Below are 26,293 nucleotides of genomic sequence, written 5' to 3'. Positions count from 1 at the left end.
CTCCGATTGAATATCGAAATCTTACCTTAGAAAAAGTTGTCTAAATTAAAGTGTCCAACTTACAGGGTTCACTTCAATATATTTGATATCATTACTTTTTTGTTTACTGAATTTCGTATATTGTTATACCAATGAATGTATTGATCAATGACATTCTTAACTTGTTAGGATGTTCGGATTTTGATCCGATTGAAACACTCACGTTTTTTAATAAGTTAAAGAATCCGTCAACTGGTGAGTTATTTAATCAATTTCCCTTATGGGACATTGATTGAATGATTATTTGTTGCCCTAATAAGGCTTGATACAACTGGTATTGGTATCGCCAACCTTAGTTGGAATGCAGAATGGGGTACTACCTTGTGGTAATTTATGAAATAAGCCAGCATCGTGTTAACTAAATCCATATTAGGATGCGTTTAAGTCACGTAAGCGACGATGGAACTGTTGTTCTTATCGATAACTGGTAATAAGTATCCCTTAGCCTTTTCATTAATCTCCATACCGTTTCTTGGCAATATGTGAAACCTTACTTCTATAGATAATGCCACATTCGTCGATAACCATAGGTTCCTTTACTGAGTTTAAATTGCTTCGTAATTCCTCGTTTGGCCTGACGATACTTGTAAATCCGCTGTGCGGCTTCAAGCCGTTCGTAGAACGTAGATCGTGGAATGCTAAAATATATGGATACTTGGTTCTAAGATCTTGAATTGCTAGTGCTTGTTCTTACCGCACTGCTGTCTTAGAGCTTGCAATGGTTTAAAATGTTGATCTCCATTTTTTGATTGGCTACCTTTGCTTCTAGATCGGCAATTGTTTGCTTACACTTTTCTTCTTTAGTGGGGTTAATAGTTGATTAATGTTTTTTATTCATGGCTTTAGCTGGTTGACCTTTAAGGTTTTGAACGCAGACCAACGATCTCTTCATTTTTCCACAAACGAACTTGTGATGGATGTAGATTAAATTTAATGGTCACTTTTTATGAACTTAATTCGTGCATGCGATAGTTAATGGACCACTTGAAGTTTACAGTCAAACGAATAACTATGATGGCCCTTTTGGGGAGCTAAAATGTCATAACCATGTGATTGAACTTCATGGACCCAGGTCCTTAATTCTTTTCAAGAACGCATACCGAATTGACGACAAGCCACCGAATCGTTATGACTTTTATTAAAATACTCCTGAACTGCATTAACTTTAAATTGATATGGATATTTAGACATAATAAATACCCCCAGAATCGTTAGATTTGTGTCTAACAATTCTAGGGCACTTAATTTATAAGGTATCAACCCTAAGGGTATTGTATAAGTTTCTTTTTGTTATGCCACCCCGCTAAGTTTTTGCTTAGCCAGAGCACAGCAGTAAATTACAACTTCAATCACGACAATAAAGAAACTCACTGGCCAGTTAGTTAAGTAACCAAGGAACAGTCCTAACCAAGTTCCTAAAAGTGAAAAAAGAATGGCTAAACCAATCATCTTGGCAACACCATGGGTAAAATACTGTGCACTAGCAGCTGGTAATGTTAATAAAAGCTGATTGTTATTTGGTTTGAGCCTGTAAAAAATTATTAACCGTCAAACCGTACCAATAAATTTTCGTGATCGATATTAGTAACCAAGCCCATATTTCCCGGCAGACTTTTTACCGGAATTTCAAAAGCAAAGACGATGTGATTAATCAGTATGTTATTTCCTTACTAAAGAAATACACTGATTGGATCTTGCAAGTTAACCTCAATCGAGTAGGAGATAATTGATTAATTCAATTATCGACCTCTCACACCACCGTACATACGGTTCCGTATACGGCGGTTCGACAACTTAATCACTTTGAATTGACTGGAGCGTCTTAGACATATTCATTAGTCCAAGATGTTCCAGTTTTCTGTTGGCTAGAGAATAATTTAGCGTCTTACTGTGTGCTGTTCGCCAGCAACCCTTACGGGTACTAGCGAAAATATACGCATCATGGTAGGACAAACCTAACTTTTGTAAGTTAGTAACCTTAGTTTTGAACTTCTTCCATTGTTTCCAGATATATTGCCTTATTCGCGACCTTAACCATTGGTCAAGGCGTTGAATAAAGCCAGTTAGTTTCCCAATTGAGTAGTATTGAAGCCACCCTCGCATTTTCCGATGGATCTCCTCAAACATTCTTGTCAGAGACACTCCGCGATTACGCTTGGTCAATAGTTTCAATACCTGCTTAACGCGCTTTTGCGATTGCTTAGCTGGTCGAGCATAGGCACCATTTCAGTCTACGCCTGGTGAGAAGCCAAGAAACTTCAAGCGCAAGGGGCTACCAACTTTCGTTTTATATGGATTAACTTTGACCTTCAACTTCTTTTCAAGAAATAGGGTAATGCTTCGCATTACTCGTTCTCCGGCCCGTTGACTTTTAACATAGATGTTACAGTCGTCCGCATAACGCACAAATTGGTGACCACGTCTGATCAACTCTTTGTCCAACTCATTGAGGTAAATATTCGCTAGTAATGGCGACAGTGGCCCGCCTTGTGGAGTGCCTTTGTCACTCATAGAGAAAAGCCCATGGTCTAAAACACCGCTAGTTAGGAACTTGAGTATTAACTTTAGTGTCCATGGGTCATCAATATATTGTTGGAGGTATTTAATCATCAAATCATGGTTGACATTGTCAAAATAGGCCTTGAGGTCTAAGTCGACTACTCGTCGGTACCCCTGATTATATAGATCAACTACTCGCGCGATTGCGTCTTGGGCACCCCGTTGAGGGCGAAAACCAAAACTATTATCTGAGAAAACCCGCTCAAAGATGGGCGTTAGGATTTGGGCAACAGCCTGTTGGACCAAACGGTCCACAACCGTCGGTATACCAAGTTTTCTTATCCCACCATTAGGCTTCGGAATCTCTACCCGCTTGACTGGTGACGGCTTATAACTACCATCACGCAAACGAGAGATTAATTCCCTTTTGTTTTCTTTAAGGTACTGCAGAAGGTCAAAGACAGTCATACCATCAATGCCCGCGGCACCTTTATTTCTCTTAACTCGCAAATAAGCCTGGTTAAGGTTATTGCGGTCCAAGACTAAGTCTTGGATCGTGACACTCATGCCTTTACCTTCACCATAATCGGTACTACGCGCCCTTGTGTACTTTCGGTTTTCCAAACCGATCCTCGACAAGTGGTCAGCTTGTATTTCTGTTTTCTGCGATTGTCGCACCTGATTACACCTCCGATATAAGTTACTAGTTATTGTCGTTCAGTCCTTTGTCCGATTGATCGGACTACTATGACCTCGGCTGACTTCTGACCTACTCAACGCTACATCACTGCACCGCTTGTTTCTGTGGAACTTCCTTCATTCCTCTTGTCGGAAACGTGTAGGTCAGACCTCCCCGGGTAAGAATATTAACTTTCGTACCATGTCACCGTTAGCTTTACTGAAAGCACCTTCGAGTAGTATTGGACTTCAGTTTGGTTTGCAACCTTATCCAGCTACTTTCAGCCTTATAGCTACTTCTTGTTCATCGGTGCAGTACTTTGCCTTAGACTTCCTTCAGATTCCACCTCACGGTGGACACCCTTGTCCTCGACGCATGGTTCCGACTACTACGGCCCATAACGGACTTTCACCGCCTAGCTAACACCCATGCCAGGCGCACAAACCTATAAAGAAGTCATCGATGACTTCTTTACTTACTGGCCAGCTCACTCAGCTAAATTGGCTTTGTTGATTAAAGCTGGTTTAAGCTATAAGATCTTGGATAATGCTAACCAAACGATGCCAGTTTTCTTTCGACGTTTCCATCTCCGCCACCCCAATGTTGCTTGACACGTCGATGTCAATAACGATACCAAAGTTGAATATATGACCCGCATTGCTGTCGGTATTTTCTGTAATACTTTTTGCTTATGGTTAGCCCAGCCGACGTCGATCACCATTCAAAATTTAGCAATCCTCGTCAAACATGATTTAAAGCAACTGGGCAATTACTAGTGGCCGAGAAATGCTAAAATAGAGTTGAGTTAACAATTATGAAGGGAGAAGTGTCAATTGGATAGTGAAATTATTGCCCAGCCATTGGTGACCATCACCAACGCCATTTGGAGTTTTAATACTGAATTACACCGACCACAATTACTATTGATTAAGCGGGCAGATGAACCTCTAAAGGGACATTGGGGCCTCCCCGAAACCCTCTTGCGGAGTAAAGAGAGTGCCGACGCGGCCTGCATTCGTCTAATTGACGATAAAATTGGCCTGCAAGTTCCGATGAATTCAACCGAACAACTGGCCACCTTTACAGATCCCAAGCGGGTTACGGGAACTCGGGCACTGGCACTCGCCTATATGACCTATTTACCATCAACCCCAAAATTGCATCCAGGGTATGGGGCCACAGATGCCCAATGGTTCGTGCTTGATAAAGATCAGGGCAACTATGTGATCACCCATGACCAACAGGAGATTATCCTAAGTCCCGCCGGTCACCTGGCATTTGATCATATTCAAATCATTACCACCGCCATTAATCGGATTAAAAACAAGCTGGACTATCAACCCCAAATTCTTCGGATCTTAGGTAATACCTTTACCCTGCGCCAAGCGCGCGAAGTCTTTGCGGCTTTCTTAGGTACGACAATTGACAAGATTGATAATTCCAACTTTAAGAAAACTCACAACCGCCTCTTCAAAGAAGTCGGGGCCGCCACTTTGAACCATTCTGGGCGGCCACCAAAGCTCTACCAACTTAACTAAAGAGCATCATTTACATTTTGCTGTAAAGTGTTTATACTAGGCATAAATAAAAGTCAACCAAACTTTTATTTTTAGCCAAATTAAAGTAATTTTTACTTAAAAGGAAGCATTTAAGATGAATCTACAACTATTAACCGACTTATATGAATTTTCCATGGCCAATGGGTACTACGCTACCCTCCCCCATGATCGACAAGCTCGCTTCGACGTCTTTTACCGCCGGGTTCCCGACAACGGTAGTTTTGTCATTGTCGCTGGTCTCCAGCAAGTGGTAGAACAAGTTCAAAATTGGCATTTCAATAAGGAGAATATTGAATACCTGACCTCCCTGAATGAATTTACTCCCGAGTTTTTGGATTACCTGAGCAAGATTAAAAATCACTGCTCGATTAAGGCTTTACCAGAAGGAACCCCTGTTTTCCCACTGGAACCAATTATTTCAATTAGTGGACCGTTGATTGAAGCCCAGCTGTTAGAAACATTTATTCTAAACATCATTAACCATCAATCATTAATTGCGACGAAGTCTTGGCAAATCAACCATGCCGCTCAAGGCCGACCAATTATGGAATTTGGCGCGCGGCGGGCGCAAGGCCCTGATGCCGCCACGTATGGGGCGCGAGCCGCGGTGATCGGCGGTTGTACCAGCACGTCGAACTTACAAGCATCCAGTCAATTTAATATTCCCGCGGCTGGCACAATGGCACATGCCTGGGTCGAAAGCTTCTCTGATGAATTAAGCGCCTTTCAAGCTTGGGCCAAGGTTTATCCTGACAAAGTTTCCTTGCTCGTTGATACTTATGATGTCTTGAAGTCAGGAGTGCCGAACGCGATTCGGGTCTTCAAGCAAGTTAGCGCTCAAGGGCACCAAACAGTCGGGATCCGGATCGATTCCGGTGACATTTCGCAATTAGCCATCAAAGCCCGGAAGATGCTCGATGATGCTGGCTTTCCCAAGGCAAAGATTACAGCTTCAAATGCCCTTGATGCGCATGTAGTTAAGTCGTTGTTGGCTGAAGGAGCTCCAATTGATAACTTTGGGATTGGGGAACGTTTAATTACCAGTTCCTCCAGTCCGGTATTAAGTGGCGTTTATAAGCTCGCCGAAGAAAAGATTAATGATCAATGGATCCCAAAAATTAAAGTTAGTGATAGCAGAGAAAAGATCACCCTGCCTGGTAATAAGCAAGTTTACCGGATTTACCGGCAAGATAACCTTCATCAAGCGATCGCCGATGTGATTGCCCTGGCTGATGAGCACATCACGGCTCCATTGAAAGTGGTTAATGCTAATTCGGCAGCCACGCACGCCAGCCAAGTTCTGACTAACTTTAATGCTAAGCCATTGATGCAAGAATATCTGGGTTCCAATGCTTCCCCAATCGAAAATGATCTCTTTAAGATTCAGCAATTCTCAATGGATCAAGTAGCAGAATTACCAGAAGCCACAAAACGGTTAGTTAACCCCGATCGGTACCCAGTTTACTTAACAGCTACATTGGCTGAATTGCAAGAACAGTTAATTAATAAAGCTCAATTTACGGAGGAACATTAAGATGGCTAAAGCGCTCTTAATTATTGACTATACAAACGACTTTGTGGCTGATAAGGGATCACTAACGGTTGGCAAGCCAGCGCAGACGTTGGCCCCAGAAATTATGCGGTTAGCCGATCAATTCTTAAGCCAGCATGATTATGTGATCTTCCCCACTGATGGTCACTGGCTTAATGACCCATTCAATCCAGAAACCAAACTATATCCGGCCCATAATATTATTGGGACGACGGGTCAGAAACTATACGGCCAAGTCGGCAACTGGTTTGATCAACATCATGACGATTCCCATGTCTACAAATTCAATAAGAACCGTTACTCCTCCTTCCAAAACACCAATTTGGATAACTACCTGCGGGAACGGCGGATTGATGAAGTCTGGATTGCTGGTGTCTGCACTGATATTTGTGTCCTCCACACCGCAATCAGTGCCTACAACCTGGATTACCACATTGTGATTCCACAAGCAGCCGTGGCCACGTTCTCACCAGCTGGTGCTGAATGGGCGATGAATCATTTAAAAAACGTATTAGGGGCCACAATTCGATAATTCACTTTCAAATGATTATCAAAAAACCACGAATTAATTACAAAAAATTTACTTTGCTAAATGCATTGGGAATTTTTCTGTTGGCGTTACCTTTCTAGGGTAAAAGGTAACATTTTATTTTCAAATATAATCTTGAAAATAAAATTTAATGGTTATTAGGAAACGTGTTCCTAATGCCCTCGGCAGAGCTCCCTAGTCAAAATGGGTTTACTCCATTTTGACTAGGGAGCTAGTAAATTGGATATCTTATCCACTTTACTGTACTGCAAACATGTTATAATTACTTATAAGATAATAACTTACGGAGGCATAAAAGATGGCAATAAAATGTACCGTAACAACTGACTTACAAGCGAAAGATACTAATGGATGTTCCGGCATTCAGAAGCATGTTGAACATGATGAAAAGATTAATCACAGTAATCAAGATATTGTGTTTAATGAAACGCAGTTCAACGTGTACGATGAATCGAAAGCTACTAAGCATGCAATCGAAGAATGGAACAACAAACACTTCCAGAACTATGTTGAGCACAGTTGTTTGCATTCCGATTAATAAATGATACCACTCTAACATGATTCCCATCATTTTCTCAAAATAGTTTTGCTATTCATAAAAAAACGGTTTTTAATTTATCTGACATATAAGTCTCATCTTTTTATATTAAACTTTTTGCGATATCTGATAAAGGTCGTCCGTTTAATCCCGGTATTTCGAGTCACATTAATGTCACTCATGCCTGCCTGGTAAAGCTTAAAAGCATGTTGCAGGCGGGGATCGTCTTGGGTGTATTGGGGTTTGCGCCCATGATATTTACCCTGCCGCTTAGCTAAGGCAATTCCTTGCTGCTGGCGCTCAATGATTCGTTTACGTTCACTTTCGGCCTGATACTTATAGAGTTCAATGATGAGGTTGATCATCAGTTGACGTAAATTTAACACATCTAAGGTGGCGCCCTTATTTTGAATGGTGTTCATAATCTTAGTTAAATCCTGGTCGTTTCTGCCTAAGCGATCTAATTCAGAGACCAGAACAATATCCCCCTCACGAATCGGCCAGCATTTTTTGAAGTTCTGGCCGATTCGTGTTAGCCCCACTTAATTTATCAACGTCTTTTAAAGTCGCTAACTGTCGATCTAAATGTTGCTCCTTGGAACTCACACGCGCATAACCGATTTTAGCCATTTCTAGTTTTCCTTTTGGAAAGTTCTAGTGAACATTTATAATTCCTAGTATAGCACAGAAATAAAAACGGCTAATAGAGTTGAAGTGCAAGACAAAAGTTAGACAAAATTAAATTATTAAGCTGTCAAGGTATGATTTCGGTACCCAACTGGAGTCATACCTTTTGTTTTTAATGTTGTCCTGACGTTGTTGAAGTACTGAATATACCTTTGAGAGAGCTCAGTTAGTTCTGTAATATCCTTACATACTGGAAAGCCAGCCAGTAATTCCGTCTTAAATAAGTGAAAAAAACTTTCTATTGGAGCGTTATCCAAGCAGTTCCCCTTCCGTGACATACTTTGAACAAACCGATGATCTCCTAATTTTTGGGTATAATAACCTAACTGGTAATGCCAACCTTGATCTGAGTGAATGATTGGCTGCACATTATCAGGTAAGGTGTTAATCAATTCTTTTAAGGTCCGCATAATTAGTTCTTTATTTGGACTAGTGCCGAGTTGAAAGGCCAGAACCTCTTGACTAACCTCGTCAATCATTGCGGAGATGTAGCCCCACTGATGGTTAGCTAGTCTAACCTGCGTTACATCAGTATGAATAACGTGGTAAGGTTGTTTTTCATTGAATTCTTGTTTTAATTTATTGTCCGCAATCTGACCAACAGTACCATGATAAGATGAATATTTACCATTCCGATGGCGATTATATAAACTTACTTGCACATTTAATTCACGCATTAAATTGCGAATAGTGTCGCCCGACAAGTGTATTCCCAGCTTATCCAAGGCAGTTTGAATGCGGCGATAACCCGCAGTCCAACGTCCACGGATTTGAAACCGTTGAGCAATTTGAAGAATCGTCTGCTTGACTTCGGTATATTTATCATGGCGGTGCGATTCGTTTCCGCTCATCGTGATAAGTTGCCTTGGGAAGCGCAATAGCACCAACCTTATAACGCTGTTTCTTAGGTAGTAATGCTTGATCGTCCCTGATCTGATCCACTATTTGGGTTTTCTGTCTGGCTTTGATGGTCCGAACAGGGACAGCGATTTTTTAAGAGATCACGCTCCATCTTAGTATCATAAAGTTCTTGGTTCTTCTTCGTTAATTCTTCCTTTAACCGTTCTAACTCATTCTTATTGGCGAGTTGACGGACTTGTTTTTTAGTACGTTTCACTTTTGACGGCCTACCTTTCGGGTGCGGCTTCAAAGCAGCGATTCCGTTCCGTTCAAATTGCGAGCGCCATATCGAAATTTGCGCGGTTAAAATATCAAAACGAGCCGCTACTTCAGCCATTGAATCTTCATGAGTTTGGTAGTAGTTTATCACATTTAATTTAAAATCAGCGGTAAACGTTCGCTTATGATGATGTTGTTTAAGGGCGTCAATTCCCTTTCTCTGATATTTTCGCACCCATTCACCAATACGGCGCCGATCAATCTGATACTTTTCACCTAAGTCATAAGTGCTTTGCGAAGTTGAAAGATATTCATTAACAATCTGTGCCTTTAATTCAGGCTTGTATTTGACCATATGAAAAGTGCCCCACAATCATTAGATTTCTTGTCTAACAATTGTAGGGCACTTCAGGTATACCCTATTGGCTAGATTGGTTTAGTCAAACAAAAACTTAATTGGTTCCTTATAAGAGCATATAATTCCATCATCACTACCTTTTGTGCTTTAATTATGGTAAAGGTGGTGATGATTTGCGATTTATATTTAAGGCATTAATTATAGTTGTTATTATCCTTGCATTTCCTTTATCCATAGTTCTTGTCTTTAAAAATTGGTCAACGGCCATTGGTACTAGTACACCCATGTCATTAAAGCTTGGTTGGTTGGAACAGTACGAACCGATATACCTCTTTTGGAGTGGAGTAATTCTGGCGATACTGTTAATTATTTTTTTGCTTATCACACTTTTTTGGCCACGGTCACAATCATTATATCTTCATCAAAAGTCTGATGGTCAAGTGACCGTCAGTAAGAAAGCTATTGAACATTTTGCGCTTTCAGCACTTCAACATGAACCCTTTATTGGCAACCCCAAGGTATCATCTAAGTTATCACGAAAAGGGATCACACTTAAAATATCGGGTGATTTACTAAATTCAGTCAATGCCAAGAAACAGACTGCAAATTTTCTTAATCAATTAAAAAAAGATTTGCGTATTTGTCTTGGAATTTCTGAACAGAAAAAAATTAAAATCAGACTCGTTGATTTTAATGAGTTGGACGCTAATGTGCATAAATCTCGAGTTGTCTAGGAGGTGATAACGTGACCGAACTCATTAAAGCCTATTTTTGGCCACTAATTGGTGGAATTATGGGATTGCTCTTAGCGGGCCTTATCATCACTTTTGGATTTTTCAAGACGCTTTTTATTTTGATTTTTATGGCAATCGGGATTACCGCGGGTTATTATATTCAAAAAGCTGGTATCTTAACAAATGTTTTTAAATAACTGTTTGAATTATAAGGAGGAAAAATTATGCAGAATGGAACACCAAGTGAGAAAACAACAACTAACGAAAAGTCTGGTGTTAAAGGCAATTTAACATTTGATGATAAGGTTATTCAAAAGATCATTGGTATCGCACTTTCTGAAGTAGATGGCTTATTAACCATAGATGGCGGCTTTTTCGCAAATATTGCTGAAAAACTAGTTAATACTTCAGATGTCACATCAGGAATTGATGTAGAGGTTGGAAAAAAGCAGGTTGCAGTGGATCTCGACATTATTGCTGAATACGGCATTGATATTTCTAAACTGTATGACAAGATCAAAAATGTTATCGTTCGGGAAGTAAAGAATATGACCGAATTAGAAGTAATTGAGGTAAATATGAATGTTGTGGATGTCAAGACAAAGGAGCAATATGAAAAAGATTCGACTTCTCTGCAAGATCGCGCGAGCGATGCCGCAGACAAAACGAAGGAAGCCGTCAGTAAGGGTGTAAAGAAATCGAAGGAAACATTAGGTGACAGCATTGATAAAGTAACGTCTGACAATAAATCTAGTCGTGTTAACTAAGGGAGTGAGTAAATATGGGACTTATTTGGTCATTAATCGTCGGGGCAATCATTGGTGCCATTGCTGGCGCAATCACTAACCGTAGTGCTGCTATGGGCTGGATTGCAAACATCGTAGCTGGTTTAATCGGTGCGTGGATTGGCCAAGGGCTCCTTGGCACTTGGGGTCCTTCGTTAGCTGGCATGGCATTGATACCATCGATCATTGGGGCAATTATTTTAGTTCTGATTGTTTCATTAGTTGCTGGTCGAACCAGTAAAAAGTAAGGGGGGAATTTTATGGACGTCTTGAAAAGTGTATTTAAGTTTATGATCGCTTCTACGCTCATTGTAGGTGGTGTCCTCATCGGTGGCACCGTCTTGACTGCTAAGAAAGTAGATGGCATTGGAGATACATTGCAACAAAAATTACATGGATAATTGGTAGATTGTAAAATGAATCCGAACGCTGTTCGGACAAAAAAGATCAGCTTCCTTTAAAATGGTGTTTACCACGGCTCTTCGTCAAGAAGTACTGACAAGAAAATAGAATAATTTCGGTTCTACACTAAATCCTGTTGATGAATTACCTTCGGTAATTTATTAATGGTTTTTTTCCTTTTATAATAAAAAAGAGGTCATAATTGACCTGATCCCATCCATAAATCACCACAATTAAAGAAAGGAAATCAATATGACCTTATCTAGTAATTCTATTCGCTCTTTGTTAGAAATTAAAGACCCAAACATTAAAATTAATGATATTTTTTATTCTTTTATCCATCACACGAAGGTTAGAATCATCAAGGCTTGTTTAACAATCCATCAGAGGCGTTATCCCTTATGCGGTTTTAAGGCGCTTATACATAATGGCCATTACACATCAATGATCACTTATACCAGTGATAATGCTAGTCATCCAGTTTTCATTAGACTCGCTAAACAACGCCTGAAGTGTAAAAATTGTGGCCATACAATCATGGCTAAAACTCCGTTAGTTAATAAATACTGCAATATCTCTAACCGTACCAAGTCTAAAATCATCATGAACTTACAGGATGATCGAACGCAGAAATGCGTTGCGGTCGACAATAATGTCTCACCATCGACCGTTGGTCGATTAATGGATGCAAATCGGGAACTATATCCGATTTTTCCCGAGAGATTACCCAAACATTTAGCCTTTGATGAATTTTGCGGTGTTCATCATCAACTACACTTTATCTGTATTGATGGAAGTAATCATCACCGCATTATTAAAATCCTACCTAATCGCTTCAAATCATCAATCATTAGGTATTTTGAATGCGTTGATCTTTCAGCGCGGAAACAGGTTGAAACTGTGACGATGGACTTGAACAGTTATTATCAAGATATTGTTTACCAACTCTTTCCGAATGCTAAAATAGTCATCGATCGTTTTCACATTATCGCCATGATGACCCGCGCATTCAATCAATATCATAGCCAGTTAATGAAACATTACAAGTATCAATCACATGAGTATAAGCTCCTCAAGTTTTCTTGGCGTTTATACCTTAAAAACGACCGTAGTATTTCTGATGTCCAAGAATATTATGATCGACATATTCATCAAAAAGTAACTGCCGGAGAACGGATTAGCTTAGGTCTAGAGTTAGATACCAAACTAAATAACGACTACGTCGTTATGCATGATGTGATGAATTATCTAACGCTCCGCAATAAAGATCGATTAGCCGAAGCACTCTTTAATTATCGTTATGAACAGCTTAGTAAGCCGATGGCTGACGTAATTAAAACCTTGCGCAAAAATTTAGAAATCGTGCTCAATGCCGCTGAAAATGAGCAGTCTAATGGTCCACTAGAAGGTACCAACCGTATGATTAAGCAAATTAAACGCACGGCTTTCGGTCTGAGTAACTTCAATCACTTACTAGCAAGAATTAATCTGCGAATGATGAGAACAAAAAACAGTACCAAGTTTAAAAACTTGATACTGCTCTATTAGCTTGCATCAACAGTATTGGACACAGAGCCTTTAATTTAGGTAACTTACAGGGTTCACTTCAAGAATTAACCTTTACTAAGTTCAGACTTGCTATTTCATTGTAATCACAAACCCATTTGGCATCAATTGGTGATCCTGTACGCCCTGGCTAAGAAGTAACCGACCGGTACTTAAGCATTTAATTGGTAAATTCGTAGTGTTGAAAATCCCCGTAAGAACCTTTCCGGCACCCATACGAGAAATTTCCACCAGTCCTGTCGGCAAGACTTTAAGAACAACCATGCCGCCTGCAATCAAGTCTGCATAGTTCCGTCGCAATGCCACTAACTTTTTAAAGAAAGTAAACATATCCTGACCATCATCATCTGGCACCCAATTCATCGGTTTCCGACAGTCTGGGTCATTATCGCCATCCATGCCGTACTCGGTACCATAATAAATCGACGGCGTACCAGGCTGCAAGAAGGTAAAGGCAAAGGTTTCCTTGACCAGATTCCGGTTACCACGAGCCCGGGTCATAATTCTGGCAGTGTCATGTGAATCTAAAACATTAAACATCATCTGGTTAGTCTGGTCACGATACTTCATCAACTGATTACTCAGATGGTCTATCATTTGTTCCGCGCTAATCCGATGATTAATGAAATGATCCAAAATAGCACCTGTATAACTGTAATTCATGACCCCACTGAACTCGTCCCCGTTCAGCCACGCCTGCGAAGTATGCCAAATTTCACCCAAGATATAAAAGTCTGGTTTGAGGGCTGTCGTCTCCTTGTGAAACCTTTTCCAGAAATGGTGGTCAATTTCATTAGCTACATCTAACCTCCAAGCATCAATATCAAATTCCTTGATCCAGTACTTAGCAATTCCTAATAGGTATTCCTGCACTGCCGGATTTGCAGTGTTAAGTTTTGGCATATGCGGCGTGTAATCAAATGTATCGTAGGTTGCATCCGGTGTAAATTCAAAGTTCTTAGTCGGCGTATAGGTAGCCGGAAACTTATTTACATGGAACCAACTAGCGTATTTTGACCGTTGACCATTTTTAAGGACATCTTGCCACTGTAATGATTTATCCCCAATATGATTAAAAACAGCATCCAGCATTACATGAATTCCCCGTTGGTGAGCTTGCGTAACCACTTCTTTAAACAAAGCGGCATTGCCAAAATGCGGGTCAATTTGATAATAGTCTTCCGTATCATATTTATGGTTAGACGGTGCCTTAAAAAGAGGATTAAAATAAATTCCGTTAACTCCTAGCTTTTGAAGGTGGTTCAAGTGGTCAAGAACCCCTTGCAGGTCACCGCCATAAAAATCCTGACGGCCAGGATGATCACTGGCATTCCATTTTTTAGTACCGATAGGATCATTGGACCGATCACCATTAGCAAACCGCTCAGGAAAGATTTGGTACCAAACTGTATTCTTCACCCATTCTGAGGAATGGAACATGTCAATTTCTTGAAAGAATGGCATCCGAAAATAGGTATTTAAATCTTCCAATGCTTCATGATCATCTGGCTGAATGTAACCGTGGTCGGTATACACCGTCCTGATACCATCCACACTCGTAATATCAAAGGCATATGCCAACCGTTTTTTCGGTTCGGTAACCGCAATCTGCCAATAATCATAAAGGTCATCTGACAAGATTTTCTTCATCGGCGTTGGGGTTATATAAAATGGCGGTTTAATGCTGGCCAAGCTACGGAGACTGTATGGGTCACCATGTAGCAATTGGACCGTTTTTATGTCTCCTTTTGCAGTTCTTAAACGGATATGCATTGTCTGTGGGTCGTCCAGAAAGGCCATTTCACTTTCTGGACGGTGATAGATAGCAGCGAAATTCATTATTCAATGTCTCCTTTTTCGACAGAGGTTTCCTTGACAACATAGACTGCAAAAAAACCAATCAGTGCTAAAACAGCGGCTACTACTAGCATGTGCGGCATGTAATTGCTCAGTAATGGATAGAGGGCGAATGAGCATACCGAAGCAACAATCTGAGGGAAACAAATCCAGCAGTTGAATAGTCCCATGTAAGTGCCATCATGCTTACCATCCAAGGCATTCGTCAAAATAGTAAATGGGATAGAGTTAATCGTAACCCAACACATGCCGATACCAATAAAGGCAATAACCGACCATAGTTTAGTCGGTGCAACGGACAGACCCCAGAAGCCTAAGGCACCTAAAATCATCCCTAAGGCGTAGGCAGGCTTTCGAATCCGGTCATTTAGTTTTTGTAAAACCAAACCGTAAATAATTGCTACAGCAACTTCAACGGCCGACAGAACCCCAAACCAATTTCCGGCTGCTTGGTAAGCAGCACTAGAAGCATTAGTTGTATGCCATATGTTTTGGGCCACCGTTTCGGCACCGTAAGTCCACAGGTACTGGAACCCAGTCCAAGAGAAAAATTCAACAATTCCGAGAGTCCAGAAGACCTTCGGCGCATGTTTAATAATTGTGAAGAAGTTTTCACTAATGTTAGCATCCTGGTCCAAGCCATGGTACTTGGCATAAGTCTCGGGATTATATTCGTCAACTTTACAAATGGTAAATATAGAAGAAACAACCAGGATAGCAGCACCAATGTAGAATGACCACTTAACAGAGTCAGGTAATTCACCCTTTGCCGCAATATTCTTAATGCCAATCCAAGTCAGGAAGAACGGAAATAGGTCAGCAGCAACGGATCCAATGTTCCCCCAAATTGTCTGCCATGACCAAGCCTGGTCTTTCTGTTCATCGTTCACCATGTCAGAAATCATCATCTTAAATGGTTGCATCGACATATTTGAGGATAAGTCCATAAACAGAATGGTCACCGCACCAAACCACAGTGCTGTCGAAGTCTTAAAACCAAATGAACCGGAATTCGGCAGTAAGCACATAACGATTACGGCTACAATTGTTCCAAGAATCAGGTAAGGGAGTCGACGACCAATCTTAGGAATCCAAGTCCGATCAGAAAAATATCCCACCAGCGGCTGGACTACCATTCCGGCCAATGGTGGCAGAATAAAGAACCAGCCAAGTTTTGTTGGATCAGCACCCAAAGTTTGAAAAATTCGTCCCATGTTCGCACTCTGCAAAGAGAAGGCCATTGATGTCCCTAGGTTTCCAAACGTCATTAGCATTAATACCGAAAACGCAAGCGAAGGCAAACGTTTATTCAACTTTTTCTGTTCATAAGTAATAAAACCTCCATAAAAAATAAATAAGCCTAAAATAACTATACTTATAGTGTACCCTTTTATCTGTTTTTTTGCAAACGCTTGCATAAATTTTATCTGTCAAGTTTTCATAGGTAGCCTTTAAATATGCAGTTTTAGTGGGTTAGCACCTTAAAAAGTTGTACAATTGGTCTACTTGTGGTAACGTCAATCGGAATTATTCCTTGCACTGCCCCGACTGATAGCTTTGTTGGTACTTTTCTTAGAAACTCTCCAGTTAGAATATGTATTTCCTGTAATAGCCTTGTTTGACCTACTCGAGGAAGAACAGTTAATTGTTCTAGAGTTGCATTTAAGCTAGCATGTAGTTCGCCGTTTCGTGCTTTAATTAAACCAATCATGGCTTTAGTCCCCCCTGCTCAGTCCATGACTTGCCCTGTTTTTTCATCCGGTAAGTAAATGCGCGGTGAGAACTTTCAACTGAACCGATTAAATGAATATCCTTAAGTCCACGCATTTGTGGTAAGTGGACATACTGCCAATTCCGCTGTAGATACTTTCTTAAGTGCATTAGGTCGTCTGCTTGTTTTTCCGTTAAGTTTTGTGACTCATAAGTATCCAAAATTAACCTTATCCCTGATTAATCATGATGACGGACGGCTTTAACTGCTCGCATGGTTCATTCGTTTTACTGGCCTAAAGTATGTTCAATTTTCTGTAAGCAATGATAGCGGTCAAGAAAGTACTCACCATGGGCAACCTTGAGGAACTAAACTTAATAACTTAGCCGGTTCATAACTTGGACCAGCATTACTGGCCAAAAAATCGTTTGACCAGCAAGCTTGTAATGAAGTACCACAAAAATTTTGGACACTTTACTAACTTTTAAAGAATGGAATGATTCCGAATATATTCATTTGGCGTCATTCTTTTTTTATTGACTGAAATGCGGACTTGATTGTACCAATGAATGTATTGATCAATCACAGTTTTAAATTGTTTAAATGAAGTGATCTCGACTCGATTCAAACACTCGCGTTTTATCAAGTTAAAGAAACTTTCTGATGGTGAGTTATCTAAACAATTTCCCTTACGGGACATTGACTGAGTAATTCCGTGTTGACGTAATAATGATTGATACAACGGGTGTTGATATTGCCATCCTTGATCTGAATGCAAAATAGGATTACTCCTTTGCGTTAGTTTGCTAAACAAGCTAGCCAACATGGTGTTAACTAAATTCATATTAGGATGAATTAAAGTCGCATACGCGACTACGGCACCGCTCGCTTCATCAATGACTGGTGATAAATAGCCTTTGATCTGTTCATTAATTGAAATTTGAGTGATATCCGTATGGAGAACTTGGTATGCTTGCTTTGCATTAAAATGCTGATGTAAGTGATTAGGAGCGGTTCTACCAATACGACCACGATACGAATGATAGTGACTTTTAGCTGAGTAGACGGTTACTTTCAATCCCATATCAGTCATTAATCTCCGTAACGTTTCTTGACAATAAGTAAATCCCTTCTTTTTTAGACAATACCAGATGCGTCGATAACCATAATTCCCTTTACTGCGTTTAAATTGCTTCACAATTTCTCGTTTTACCTGACAATATTTATCGATGTGCTGTGCAGCTTTTAGACGTTCGTAGAACGTCGAACGTGGAATATCGAAATAGGTTAATAATTTGGATAATGGATATTTAGGCCTAAGATCTTGGATAGCTAGTGCCTGTTCTTTTCGCGCTGCTGTCTTAGGGCTAGTATTTTTTTAGGATGTCTATCTCCATTTTCTAATCGGCCACTTTGGATTCTAGGTTGGCAATTCTTTGTTTATATTGTTCCTCTTTAGTAGGTTTGATTTTGGATTTCTTAGTCAATTTACATTTATTCATGGTTTCTCTTGGTCGGCCTTTAGGTTTTGGTTTTAGGCCCACTATTCCTTCTTTTTTATACTTACGATACCATGAATAAACTTGTGTGCGGTTCAAATTAAATTTCGCAGCTACTTTATCTATACTTAACTGGTGAGTACGGTAGTAAGTAATCACATGAAATTTATAATCAAGTGAATAAATACGATGGCTCCGCCTAGGATCCAAACTCGCATAACCATATGCTTGAACGTTTTGTACCCATGTCATTAAGCTATGTTTGTAAGAAGTGCCATATTTCTTACAAACAACTGAATAGTCATGACTTTGGTTTAAGTAGTCTTGAACTGCTCTAACTTTGAATTGATATGAATATTTAGACATAATAAATACCCCAGAATCGTTAGATTTGTGTCTAACAATTCTAGGGCACTTCAGTAATGACAATCTAAATAATCATTTACTCGTGATTCAAGCCGTTCTTTATGCCCAACAATGAGGAAATCACGCTGATTAATGATTTGATTAGCTACTTGCTCATAAATCCAACAATGATGTACAAGGGTCAGCCGACCTAGATGCTTGACTTCTTTTTGAGTTTAATCATAAAGGCATCACCCTCAATAGTTAAATTTTCAGGAGTACAGCGATGAGTAGCTTGGTGTTCATTTACTTAAGATTTTCTAACTCATGCACGGCGTGCATTACTGAATCGACCGTAATTCCACCGTCAAAAATAAGGTTTAAAATATCGGCAGTATTGCGCATTGTAGTTATCTGGGCAATCTTAGCCATCATCATTAAGTAGTTCGGCGACAAACAGCGACGTAGTTTGATTTTTAATTGGTGATCTAAGTAAAATTCACGTTTCTTTGGCCCAGCCTGATAATACCGGCGTTGGAAAGCCACCGGATCAACAAAGTTAAGCATCCGTGGTTGCTTATTGATTACTCGGTAGTCCGCTGGCGTATGAGACGCTTTGATCTAAGCTCTCTAAAAAATTTTGCATGATCGCTTGTCCTAACTCCAGCACACCCTTTAAAATAATCTGTTCAGCTTCAAATAAACTGCCTGATTTCACCAAATTTTGCTCGATTTCTGTTAAAATATCTATGAGGGCAGGCCTGCCTTTGCTTAGTATTCGACACACTAAAGGCTAATGGTCTTTTCTTTTTTTGTAAATAAGTAAAATTGGTCTACAAAGAAATCCCCATGACCAGATGAATTATTCATCCAACCTATGAAAATCTTACACTAACGTATGTGGTCAGTTGCTTTCAAGAATGCTAAAATCAAAGCCGAAAGGAGCCTACCCATATGTTAAAAATAATAGTGGCGATCCTGATCGTGATATTACTAATCACCACTACCATCGGGTTACACGCTAAAATTGAGCGAAAAGTAACTAATTGGCTTGAATTAAGTCGCCTATTTTATTTTCTTTTATTAACCGCTTCGATTGTCCATGCCTTTTTGCATTTTAAAACACAATTCCTTAGCGATATATTATGGATTATTTTTTTGATTATTATCTATATGCTAATGGAAACTGCTTTTCGCCTAAAACGTGAGACATTTGGCAATCCACATTTAACAATCCTGCTCTTTATTTTCTTAGTTTTAGCGTTAGGAATTAGTTGTTGGTGGATCTAAACCAATAACTATTATTAATTGTATCAATCATTTTTACTAGCTGACTAGTTTCTTCGACATCATGAACACGTAAGACACGACCGCCGCGTAAATACATTGCCGTTTCTGCAATTAATGTTACGTCTAGGCGGTCTTCTTTGGCTAAATTAAATAATTTTTGCCCAAAGCCCTTTCGTGAAATTGCAACCATAATTGGCCGATGCAGGTAATTAAGCTGGTTAATATTACGCATCATCGCATAATCCTGGTATCCATCCGCAATTTTGGCATAACCGATGCCCTGATCAAGAACCACTCGTTCAAGATTAATACCCGCAGCAGCGATCGTTCCCAAATTATGTTCAAAGAACTTTTGAATTGCGACTGTTAAATTATCGTAATCGTGGGTCCGGCTGCTATGCATCGTAACCATCCCCACTGCACTTTTAGCCATTAAAGCTAGTTTTTGATTTGTATCAAATGCTTGAACATCATTAATAATATCAACGCCTGCTTTTATTGCCGCTTCCATAACCGGTAATTTATATGTATCAACAGCAATTGCTATTTGCGGATAATCATGCTTGAGGATATCAATAGCGGGCATGATCCGATGAATTTCTTCTTGCGGGTCAACTTCAGTAAAGCCACCTGGTTTAGTAGTTTGCCCGCCTACTTCGATTACATTTGCTCCTGCCTTGACCATTTTATCGATTTGGCGAGTAATTTCAGCAATTGATTGATATTTTCCGCCATCATAAAATGAGTCCGGCGTCACATTAAGGATTCCATAAATAACCGGCTGCTCATTAAGCTTAAATGTAAAGCGTCCGGCCCGCCACAAGATTTGATGGTGTTCCTGAATTTGTTTAAGAGAAGCAAGCAGCTCTCGGTCATTATTCCAACGTTCTTGAACATGAATCATCAACGCTTTAAGTGATTGCAATGGAAATAAAAATTCAACACGGCTGCCAATACAGACTACTGGCACATCAAAATGACAAACGAACTGTTCAACCATCGCCGCAGTTTCAACTTTCTCACATTCCCAAGTTAATAATAACTGTTGATGCCGATTGATTTGATCAGCCAAAATAGCAGTTTCTAACTTAGAAGTATTGTTGGTAATTGTTTTTTCAGTAATTTTCATTTTACTTCTCCCAACTGATCTAATAAATTTTTCACAGCGCGTGCACGATGAAGATATGAAATACGTTTAGGACGACTCATTTCGGCAAGAGTCTGATCTTCGCCATCCGGTATTAGAATTCGATCAAACCCGGTTGAATTAGTTCCGCGTTCTTCAGATGCAATTACTCCAGTTAATTCACCGCGAGCAATATTGCTGACGTGTCCATTAACTGCTAAAGCAATTGTCGTCTTCATCGTAAATTTACGTGATTTCCCATTAACTAATTGAATCAAATACCGATTGAGCTGGCCGTCGGGAACTTCAACCGCTAATTCACGTGCTGTTTGAACGCCATATTTTGTAGGAAACGCAGCTAGTTCTAGTCCAGAATCGTCAGCAATAACATTAGCTTCTGGTAATTGCTGGCTAATAAAGATTGCCTTTTTAGTCGCATTTTCTTGGTAGCTCGTCGTCGATTCTGATGGAAAATGCTGGTGCGGTAGTTTGTCCGTATAGATTTCGCCCCACTGGTGGTAAAACCGCAAAATTTTTTGGATTTCATCTGCCTTAAAAGTATTATGGGTTGCAATAACAAAATTATTTTTCATTTAGATTGGCCTCGATGTCTTTAATGGTATAAAAAGAGCCAGTAACAATGATTAGATCATCAGGATTCGCAAGCTCTCGTGCCTTTGCCAGTCCCTCATTTGGTGTTTTAGCAACTATTGCCTGTGGAAGAATTGCTGCCAATTCAGTAACCGGGAAGGCCCGAGATAGGTGATTAGGAGTGGTAATAATTAATCTATCTGTTAATCGTTGATAGGTTTTACACATCTCTACAATATTTTTATCAGCAAGAAATCCTAAGACCATAATGATTTTAGTGCCAGGGTAAGTTTGCAAGGTATGATAAAGCTGATGAGCAGCATCAGGATTATGAGCCCCATCAAGAACCACAGTTGGATGATGAGCAATCATCTGCATTCGTCCGGTAATAGAAATTTTCTTCATCATCGTTAATAATGGTTGCCATGAATTTATAAAGCCTTCCTGGATTAAATATTGAAATACGCTGATAACAGTCCCGAGATTCTGGCTTTGAAACGATCCAAGCAAGTTAAAGGGGACCCAATGTAATGTATCATTAAAGAAAATGGCTGCTTTTCCATCAATAATTTCCTGCTCTTTAGCAAGAGTCAGCTCCACATTTTGACTCTGAGCATAGTCATGAATAACATCAATTGCTTCTTCTTGCTGGCACGGTCCAAGAAAGACCTGGTGAGTACCCGTCTTGATAATGCCAGCTTTTGCATACGCAATGTTGGTGATTTTAGGTCCTAAAATGCGGGTATGATCGAGGGCAATATGAGTGATCACTGAAATTAATGGAGCGTTAATTATATTAGTTGCATCATCACGTCCGCCTAGTCCACACTCAATTACTGCCCAATCGACTTTTTGATCGGCAAAATATTGAATCATTATTAACGTCCACCATTCGAATACCGTGATATTAGCTGGTGTAATATCAGCCGGTAATCGACTAGCAATTTTTTGGTAGGTGTCTACAAATGATTGCCTACTTATTAACTTATCATTAATTTTAACCTGTTCACGATCATCAACAAGTGCTGGACTGCTAAAATACCCCACCTTATATCCTGCATATTGTAAGGTTTGTTCCAACATCATTCCGGTTGAGCCTTTTCCATTAGTACCCGCGATGTGAATAATCTTAAATTGACGATCTGGATTTCCCAAATTAGCAAGAATTGGTCTTAAAAATTTAATACGATCTTTTACACCAGCGAGCATTCGCCGATCAAAACCCGCAATAATTTGTTCATAAGTCAGCATGGTTATTCCTCGTTTGCATTAAAAATTCTCGTTTTAAGTCTTTATCTTCCTTAAACCGACCAGTAAATTTATCAGTATAGGTGTACTGCCCTGCTTTATTAACACCACGCATTTCCATACAAAGGTGACGTGCGCTAATTGTTACCGCAATTCCGGCAGGATCAAGGATACGCTGTAATTCTGCTACTAAGTCCGTTGTTACTCGCTCCTGCATTCCTGGCTTTTTAGTCACGAAATCAATTAACCGCGGAATTTTGCTTAAACCAATTACCCGGCCATCTTTAGGAACATATGCCACATTAGCGTAACCAAAAAACGGCAACAGGTGATGCTCACACATTGAATAAAACGGAATGTGCTGAACTAATACTATCTCCGGAACATCACTAACATGAAACACTTTATAATTAGCCATATCTTCAGGTTGACGTTTCAAAGATGAAAAAACTTCTTGATACATTTTAGCAACCCGTTGTGGCGTTTCTAACAATCCCTCACGGCTCGGATTCTCACCGATAGCAATTAATAAATCCCTAACAGCTTTTTCTATTTTTTGTTGGTCCATAAAAACACCTCTTGTCCATATATCTTTTTTAGCCAATTATGGTCTGAAGTTGCTTTCAATAAAGCAGTCAATCGTTGGTGATAAGGTTCATCCGAGGTTGAAATCTCAATCATTGGAACTAGTACAAAGCGCCTGTTCGCCATTTCCGAATGAGGAACTATTAAAGTCGGTGTTTTGATTTGCTGGTGATCAAAGTCAATGATATCTAAATCAATTGTCCGCGGCCCCCAGTGGATAAGCCGCTTACGGTGAAGGCTCTGTTCAATCCAATGCAAGTAATCAAGGAGCTGTTGGGCAGTTAAATCTGTTCTTAGTTTTACAGCAATATTATAAAAAGAGTCCTGCTTTACACCACCAACTGGTTCCGTTTCATAAACGGATGAAATCGCTAAAAGTTCAATTTGAGATGAACCTGCTAATAGTTGAACTGCTTTTTGCAAATTTGCTAACCGATCACCAATATTACTGCCAATACTTAAATATGCTTCATTCATGGTCGTTTGCTCCCTGCACCTCGATTTCAATGTTGTCAAAGATTCCGGCAATTGGCACACTATATTTACGAATACGTAACCGCACGTCGTCTAACATCGGATAAGTCCGTAAAATTTCATGAAGCAAGTTATTAGCCAGACTTTCAATTAAGTTATAGTTGTGATGAGCCACAAATTGCGCAATTGTGTCATAGACATCTGCATAGCTAACCGTTTCTTCTAAGTTATCAGTCCTTACTTTAGTTTCAATTGGGTAAGTCATTTCACAATCAACTTCTATTTTTTGACCGAGCTTTTTTTCTTCCGCAAACACGCCATTATATGTATTAAATGACATGTTATTAATTCTAATTTTTCCGATAAGCTACTGCCCCTTCACGTTTTATTTTCTATCATAACGCATAAGTTTCTTTGTGAAAATACACTAATGGATTAAGTATCTGTAAAGTTTTCATAGGTAGCCTTTAAATATGCAGTTTTAGTGCGTAAGAGCCTTAAGAACTCGGCCCATTGGTCTACTAGTTGCAGTATTAATTGGAATGTCTCCGTGGATCACGCCTGATGAAGGTGGCGTTGGTACCTTGCGTAAAAATTCGCCAGTTCGAATCTGTAGTTCCTGAAGTAGATGCGGGGACTCTACCTTGGGTAGGACAGTCAATTGATTGAGGGTAGTAGTTAAATTAGTCGGTAATTCGCCATTGACTCGTGCTTCGATTAACCCAATCATGGCTTTAGCTCCCTTAATCGTCCACGACTTCCCCTGTTTCTTCATGCGATAGGTAAAAGCGCGATGAGCGCTTTAAATTGATCCAATGAGACGCATGCCTTTAACCCCGCGTCGTTGAGGTGCTAAAAGATATGGTCAGTTCCGCATTAAATATTTCCGTAGCCGCGTTAGGTCGGCTTCTTGATGGGGAGTTAAGTCTTGTGACTCATACGTATCCAAAACTAATGTTAACTGGTGTTATCATAATCTCGCACGGTTTGGATTGCTTTTACAGTTAACTCATTTTGATGGCCTAAGGTATGTTCAATTTTCTGAAAGCAGTGATAACGGTCTAAAAAATATTCACCCTGGGCTCCTTGAGGAACTAAGCTTAAGAGCCTGGTCCAGTGTCACTCGCCAAAAAGATCGTTTGTCCATGCAGCTTATAATGACGATCTAGATAGTCACTTAGTCGTGATTATAGCTGTTCCTGATGGCCAGCACTTAAGAAATCGTGGCGATTAATGATATAATTAGCCTCCCGTTCATACACTCGATAATGATGAACCAGCGTCAGCTGGGCGGGGTGTTGACTTTTAATCATAAATGCATCGCCCTCAATAGTTAGGTGCTTGGGAACTTGGCGATGAACGGTCTTTTGTTCATTGCGCTGACTTTCTTTAGCTACCTGGCTACCTAACTCATGCACGGCATGCATCACCGAATCTGCCGTAATTCCACTATCAAAGACCAGATTCAAAATATTTGCCGTATTACGCATCGTTGTGGTCTGAGCGATTTTCGCCATCATCATTAAGTAATGCGGTGATAAACGTCGCCGTGACTTCAGCTGGAGCTTCCGATCAAGATAAAATTCATGCCTACCCAAACCCGTTTGATAATAACGTCGCCGAAAGGTGATAGAGCCGAAAATGCAGTTAAGGGTCCGTGCTTGCTTATTAATTACTTGGTAATTAGCCGGTGTCTGGGACTTCAAGCTTTGATCCAATCCCTCCATAAAGTTTTGCATCATTACTTGGCCTAAGCGGAGGACGCCGTTTAAAATCACCTGTTCAGCTTCAAATAAACTATCAGCTTTTGCCAAATTACGATCGATTTCTGTTAAAATAGTCATGAGGAAAGACCTGCCTTTGTTTAGTATTCAGCACACTAAAGGCTACCAGTCTTTTCTTTTTTTGTAAATAAGCAAATTGGTATAGAAAAAAAGATTTTCACGACCAGATGATTTATTCATCCAACCTATGAAAATCTTACACTAACTTTAGATTATGTTCTACACGGATTATAATAACACAGTTTCCTTAGAACTTATTTTTATTTCAGTTAGTTCATATCCTTGGTATATAAGCATTTAAGATTGAGGGTATAATATGAACAAAATTGGAATAAATGTAGCAAGTCGGCGTCATGAACTAGGTATGACCCAAGAAAAGCTAGCAGAATTAACTATTAACTTTATTTCAAAAGTTGAACGTGGCGCAGCAACGGATATTAAAGCCGGAACTTTACAAAGTCTGGCTAAAGCATTAAACGTTTCAATGGATGAGTTAATGAACGGTAAAATGAAAGAACGTCATGCTGGTCCACTTCAGCAACAATTAGTTGAGCAATTAAACAGTTACGATCTGCAATATTCAGAAACGTTGTGTCAAAGTATTTTGAACCTACTCAATAACCAGCAAAATAAGCAATGATGAAGTGAACCCTGTAAGTTGGACACTTTAATTTAGACAACTTTTTCTAAGGTAAGATTTCGATATTCAATCGGAG

24 protein-coding genes and 8 pseudogenes are annotated in these 26,293 nt (G+C 39.8%); 13 read left to right on the top strand and 19 right to left on the bottom strand.

The genetic code is table 11. From position 1 onward, the window contains the following. Positions 1-68 precede the first annotated feature (68 nt). A pseudogene (locus AC1EKL_RS08470) lies at positions 69-164 on the bottom strand (IS3 family transposase); the annotation flags it as partial. Between the two features lie 1,165 nt (positions 165-1,329). Next, a pseudogene (locus tag AC1EKL_RS08465) lies at positions 1,330-1,545 on the bottom strand (metal ABC transporter permease); the annotation flags it as partial. A 65-nt stretch (positions 1,546-1,610) separates the two neighbouring features. Between AC1EKL_RS08465 and AC1EKL_RS08460 the strand changes: the two are divergent. Continuing rightward, positions 1,611-1,769: a TetR/AcrR family transcriptional regulator gene (locus tag AC1EKL_RS08460; protein WP_480190070.1), complete on the top strand. Its 159-nt coding sequence runs from the start codon at positions 1,611-1,613 to the stop codon at positions 1,767-1,769. 64 nt (positions 1,770-1,833) lie between these two features. On the opposite strand, the pseudogene ltrA reads toward AC1EKL_RS08460, so the two are convergent. After that, positions 1,834-3,216 (bottom strand): annotated as a pseudogene (gene ltrA / locus AC1EKL_RS08455) (group II intron reverse transcriptase/maturase). Positions 3,217-3,645: 429 nt separating this feature from the next. Here ltrA and AC1EKL_RS08450 point away from each other — a divergent pair. The 5 genes from AC1EKL_RS08450 to AC1EKL_RS08430 all read left to right on the top strand — a co-directional run bounded on the left by AC1EKL_RS08450 (position 3,646) and on the right by AC1EKL_RS08430 (position 7,416). Next, on the top strand, positions 3,646-3,828 hold the full coding sequence (locus AC1EKL_RS08450; RefSeq protein ID WP_480189748.1) for a hypothetical protein: 183 nt from the start codon (positions 3,646-3,648) through the stop codon (positions 3,826-3,828). A gap of 222 nt (positions 3,829-4,050) precedes the next feature. Next, positions 4,051-4,755 (top strand): NUDIX hydrolase, encoded by a 705-nt coding sequence (locus AC1EKL_RS08445; protein WP_480190069.1) that lies wholly within the window; start codon positions 4,051-4,053, stop codon positions 4,753-4,755. 115 nt (positions 4,756-4,870) lie between these two features. Next, positions 4,871-6,310 (top strand): nicotinate phosphoribosyltransferase, encoded by a 1,440-nt coding sequence (locus tag AC1EKL_RS08440; RefSeq protein WP_480190068.1) that lies wholly within the window; start codon positions 4,871-4,873, stop codon positions 6,308-6,310. Between the two features lies 1 nt (position 6,311). Beyond that, a complete protein-coding gene (locus tag AC1EKL_RS08435) occupies positions 6,312-6,860 on the top strand; it encodes a cysteine hydrolase family protein (protein ID WP_480189756.1) in 549 nt (182 codons plus the stop codon). Positions 6,861-7,176: 316 nt separating this feature from the next. Next, positions 7,177-7,416, top strand: a complete 240-nt coding sequence (locus AC1EKL_RS08430) for a hypothetical protein (RefSeq protein WP_480190067.1) — start codon at positions 7,177-7,179, stop codon at positions 7,414-7,416. 95 nt (positions 7,417-7,511) lie between these two features. Here AC1EKL_RS08430 and AC1EKL_RS08425 read toward each other — a convergent pair. From AC1EKL_RS08425 to AC1EKL_RS08415, 3 genes and pseudogenes are all read right to left on the bottom strand, one after another. After that, positions 7,512-8,046, bottom strand: a pseudogene (locus AC1EKL_RS08425) (recombinase family protein). A gap of 116 nt (positions 8,047-8,162) precedes the next feature. Next, positions 8,163-8,954, bottom strand: coding sequence for an IS3 family transposase (locus AC1EKL_RS08420; protein ID WP_480189686.1), 792 nt, complete (start codon positions 8,952-8,954; stop codon positions 8,163-8,165). Positions 8,955-9,007: 53 nt separating this feature from the next. After that, positions 9,008-9,577: a transposase gene (locus tag AC1EKL_RS08415; protein WP_480189687.1), complete on the bottom strand. Its 570-nt coding sequence runs from the start codon at positions 9,575-9,577 to the stop codon at positions 9,008-9,010. 176 nt (positions 9,578-9,753) lie between these two features. On the opposite strand from AC1EKL_RS08415, the gene amaP reads away from it, so the two are divergent. From amaP to AC1EKL_RS08385, 6 genes are all read left to right on the top strand, one after another. Further along, the gene (gene amaP / locus AC1EKL_RS08410; RefSeq protein WP_480173569.1) at positions 9,754-10,314 is read left to right on the top strand and encodes an alkaline shock response membrane anchor protein AmaP; all 561 of its coding nucleotides are present in this window, start codon (positions 9,754-9,756) and stop codon (positions 10,312-10,314) included. A gap of 11 nt (positions 10,315-10,325) precedes the next feature. Beyond that, entirely contained in the window at positions 10,326-10,511 is a 186-nt protein-coding gene (locus tag AC1EKL_RS08405) for a DUF2273 domain-containing protein (RefSeq protein WP_480189688.1), read from the top strand. A gap of 27 nt (positions 10,512-10,538) precedes the next feature. Continuing rightward, positions 10,539-11,081, top strand: coding sequence for an Asp23/Gls24 family envelope stress response protein (locus AC1EKL_RS08400; RefSeq protein ID WP_480189689.1), 543 nt, complete (start codon positions 10,539-10,541; stop codon positions 11,079-11,081). A 14-nt stretch (positions 11,082-11,095) separates the two neighbouring features. Next, positions 11,096-11,347 (top strand): GlsB/YeaQ/YmgE family stress response membrane protein, encoded by a 252-nt coding sequence (locus AC1EKL_RS08395; RefSeq protein ID WP_480189690.1) that lies wholly within the window; start codon positions 11,096-11,098, stop codon positions 11,345-11,347. A 12-nt stretch (positions 11,348-11,359) separates the two neighbouring features. Continuing rightward, the gene (locus tag AC1EKL_RS08390) at positions 11,360-11,500 is read left to right on the top strand and encodes a hypothetical protein (protein WP_003631123.1); all 141 of its coding nucleotides are present in this window, start codon (positions 11,360-11,362) and stop codon (positions 11,498-11,500) included. A 253-nt stretch (positions 11,501-11,753) separates the two neighbouring features. Further along, positions 11,754-13,049: an ISL3 family transposase gene (locus AC1EKL_RS08385; protein WP_480190277.1), complete on the top strand. Its 1,296-nt coding sequence runs from the start codon at positions 11,754-11,756 to the stop codon at positions 13,047-13,049. Between the two features lie 90 nt (positions 13,050-13,139). On the opposite strand, the gene AC1EKL_RS08380 is transcribed toward AC1EKL_RS08385, so the two are convergent. The 13 genes and pseudogenes from AC1EKL_RS08380 to AC1EKL_RS08320 form a co-directional block, all read right to left on the bottom strand. Then, the gene (locus AC1EKL_RS08380) at positions 13,140-14,906 is read right to left on the bottom strand and encodes a glycoside hydrolase family 13 protein (RefSeq protein WP_480189692.1); all 1,767 of its coding nucleotides are present in this window, start codon (positions 14,904-14,906) and stop codon (positions 13,140-13,142) included. Beyond that, positions 14,906-16,198: an SLC45 family MFS transporter gene (locus tag AC1EKL_RS08375; RefSeq protein ID WP_480190071.1), complete on the bottom strand. Its 1,293-nt coding sequence runs from the start codon at positions 16,196-16,198 to the stop codon at positions 14,906-14,908. The genes AC1EKL_RS08380 and AC1EKL_RS08375 overlap by 1 nt, the downstream gene beginning before the upstream one ends. 191 nt (positions 16,199-16,389) lie before the next feature. Further along, positions 16,390-17,084, bottom strand: a pseudogene (locus tag AC1EKL_RS08370) (UPF0236 family transposase-like protein); the annotation flags it as partial. 35 nt (positions 17,085-17,119) lie between these two features. Beyond that, a pseudogene (locus AC1EKL_RS08365) lies at positions 17,120-17,971 on the bottom strand (IS3 family transposase); the annotation flags it as partial. A 64-nt stretch (positions 17,972-18,035) separates the two neighbouring features. Further along, the gene (locus AC1EKL_RS08360; RefSeq protein ID WP_480189693.1) at positions 18,036-18,500 is read right to left on the bottom strand and encodes a helix-turn-helix domain-containing protein; all 465 of its coding nucleotides are present in this window, start codon (positions 18,498-18,500) and stop codon (positions 18,036-18,038) included. A gap of 53 nt (positions 18,501-18,553) precedes the next feature. After that, positions 18,554-19,230: pseudogene (locus AC1EKL_RS08355) on the bottom strand (UPF0236 family transposase-like protein); the annotation flags it as partial. Positions 19,231-19,749: 519 nt separating this feature from the next. After that, positions 19,750-20,898: a dihydropteroate synthase gene (folP, locus tag AC1EKL_RS08350; RefSeq protein ID WP_480189694.1), complete on the bottom strand. Its 1,149-nt coding sequence runs from the start codon at positions 20,896-20,898 to the stop codon at positions 19,750-19,752. Beyond that, a complete protein-coding gene (locus AC1EKL_RS08345) occupies positions 20,895-21,488 on the bottom strand; it encodes a non-canonical purine NTP pyrophosphatase (protein WP_480189695.1) in 594 nt (197 codons plus the stop codon). Before AC1EKL_RS08345 ends, folP begins: the two co-directional genes overlap by 4 nt. Then, positions 21,478-22,737 (bottom strand): bifunctional folylpolyglutamate synthase/dihydrofolate synthase, encoded by a 1,260-nt coding sequence (locus AC1EKL_RS08340; protein ID WP_480189696.1) that lies wholly within the window; start codon positions 22,735-22,737, stop codon positions 21,478-21,480. The genes AC1EKL_RS08345 and AC1EKL_RS08340 overlap by 11 nt, the downstream gene beginning before the upstream one ends. Further along, complete coding sequence (gene folE / locus AC1EKL_RS08335) at positions 22,724-23,302, bottom strand: GTP cyclohydrolase I FolE (RefSeq protein WP_480189697.1); 579 nt, start codon at positions 23,300-23,302, stop codon at positions 22,724-22,726. The genes AC1EKL_RS08340 and folE overlap by 14 nt, the downstream gene beginning before the upstream one ends. Further along, a complete protein-coding gene (gene folK, locus AC1EKL_RS08330) occupies positions 23,284-23,796 on the bottom strand; it encodes a 2-amino-4-hydroxy-6-hydroxymethyldihydropteridine diphosphokinase (protein ID WP_480189698.1) in 513 nt (170 codons plus the stop codon). The genes folE and folK overlap by 19 nt, the downstream gene beginning before the upstream one ends. Next, complete coding sequence (gene folB / locus AC1EKL_RS08325) at positions 23,789-24,157, bottom strand: dihydroneopterin aldolase (protein WP_480189701.1); 369 nt, start codon at positions 24,155-24,157, stop codon at positions 23,789-23,791. The genes folK and folB overlap by 8 nt, the downstream gene beginning before the upstream one ends. Positions 24,158-24,274: 117 nt before the next feature. After that, positions 24,275-25,637, bottom strand: a pseudogene (locus tag AC1EKL_RS08320) (ISLre2 family transposase). 256 nt (positions 25,638-25,893) lie between these two features. Between AC1EKL_RS08320 and AC1EKL_RS08315 the strand changes: the two are divergent. After that, on the top strand, positions 25,894-26,217 hold the full coding sequence (locus tag AC1EKL_RS08315) for a helix-turn-helix domain-containing protein (protein WP_480189699.1): 324 nt from the start codon (positions 25,894-25,896) through the stop codon (positions 26,215-26,217). The last annotated feature ends 76 nt before the right edge of the window (positions 26,218-26,293 follow it).

The sequence above is a fragment of the Limosilactobacillus sp. C0001E2 genome, assembly GCF_056590915.1.
Note: the sequence above shows the minus strand (reverse complement) of the source record. Positions and strands in the feature narration are given on the sequence as shown.

Excerpts from the sequence above, each read along its gene's own strand:
- AC1EKL_RS08435 (WP_480189756.1), top strand. The coding sequence starts at position 6,312 with ATGGCTAAAGCGCTCTTAATTATTGACTATACAAACGACTTTGTGGCT.
- folE (WP_480189697.1), bottom strand. The coding sequence starts at position 23,302 with ATGGACCAACAAAAAATAGAAAAAGCTGTTAGGGATTTATTAATTGCT.
- folP (WP_480189694.1), bottom strand. The coding sequence starts at position 20,898 with ATGAAAATTACTGAAAAAACAATTACCAACAATACTTCTAAGTTAGAA.
- AC1EKL_RS08385 (WP_480190277.1), top strand. The coding sequence starts at position 11,754 with ATGACCTTATCTAGTAATTCTATTCGCTCTTTGTTAGAAATTAAAGAC.
- AC1EKL_RS08345 (WP_480189695.1), bottom strand. The coding sequence starts at position 21,488 with ATGAAAAATAATTTTGTTATTGCAACCCATAATACTTTTAAGGCAGAT.
- AC1EKL_RS08430 (WP_480190067.1), top strand. The coding sequence starts at position 7,177 with ATGGCAATAAAATGTACCGTAACAACTGACTTACAAGCGAAAGATACT.
- folK (WP_480189698.1), bottom strand. The coding sequence starts at position 23,796 with ATGAATGAAGCATATTTAAGTATTGGCAGTAATATTGGTGATCGGTTA.
- AC1EKL_RS08390 (WP_003631123.1), top strand. The coding sequence starts at position 11,360 with ATGGACGTCTTGAAAAGTGTATTTAAGTTTATGATCGCTTCTACGCTC.
- AC1EKL_RS08400 (WP_480189689.1), top strand. The coding sequence starts at position 10,539 with ATGCAGAATGGAACACCAAGTGAGAAAACAACAACTAACGAAAAGTCT.
- AC1EKL_RS08315 (WP_480189699.1), top strand. The coding sequence starts at position 25,894 with ATGAACAAAATTGGAATAAATGTAGCAAGTCGGCGTCATGAACTAGGT.
- AC1EKL_RS08380 (WP_480189692.1), bottom strand. The coding sequence starts at position 14,906 with ATGAATTTCGCTGCTATCTATCACCGTCCAGAAAGTGAAATGGCCTTT.
- AC1EKL_RS08340 (WP_480189696.1), bottom strand. The coding sequence starts at position 22,737 with ATGCTGACTTATGAACAAATTATTGCGGGTTTTGATCGGCGAATGCTC.
- AC1EKL_RS08375 (WP_480190071.1), bottom strand. The coding sequence starts at position 16,198 with ATGCTAATGACGTTTGGAAACCTAGGGACATCAATGGCCTTCTCTTTG.
- AC1EKL_RS08415 (WP_480189687.1), bottom strand. The coding sequence starts at position 9,577 with ATGGTCAAATACAAGCCTGAATTAAAGGCACAGATTGTTAATGAATAT.
- AC1EKL_RS08360 (WP_480189693.1), bottom strand. The coding sequence starts at position 18,500 with ATGTCTAAATATTCATATCAATTCAAAGTTAGAGCAGTTCAAGACTAC.
- AC1EKL_RS08440 (WP_480190068.1), top strand. The coding sequence starts at position 4,871 with ATGAATCTACAACTATTAACCGACTTATATGAATTTTCCATGGCCAAT.
- AC1EKL_RS08450 (WP_480189748.1), top strand. The coding sequence starts at position 3,646 with ATGCCAGGCGCACAAACCTATAAAGAAGTCATCGATGACTTCTTTACT.
- AC1EKL_RS08420 (WP_480189686.1), bottom strand. The coding sequence starts at position 8,954 with ATGAGCGGAAACGAATCGCACCGCCATGATAAATATACCGAAGTCAAG.
- AC1EKL_RS08395 (WP_480189690.1), top strand. The coding sequence starts at position 11,096 with ATGGGACTTATTTGGTCATTAATCGTCGGGGCAATCATTGGTGCCATT.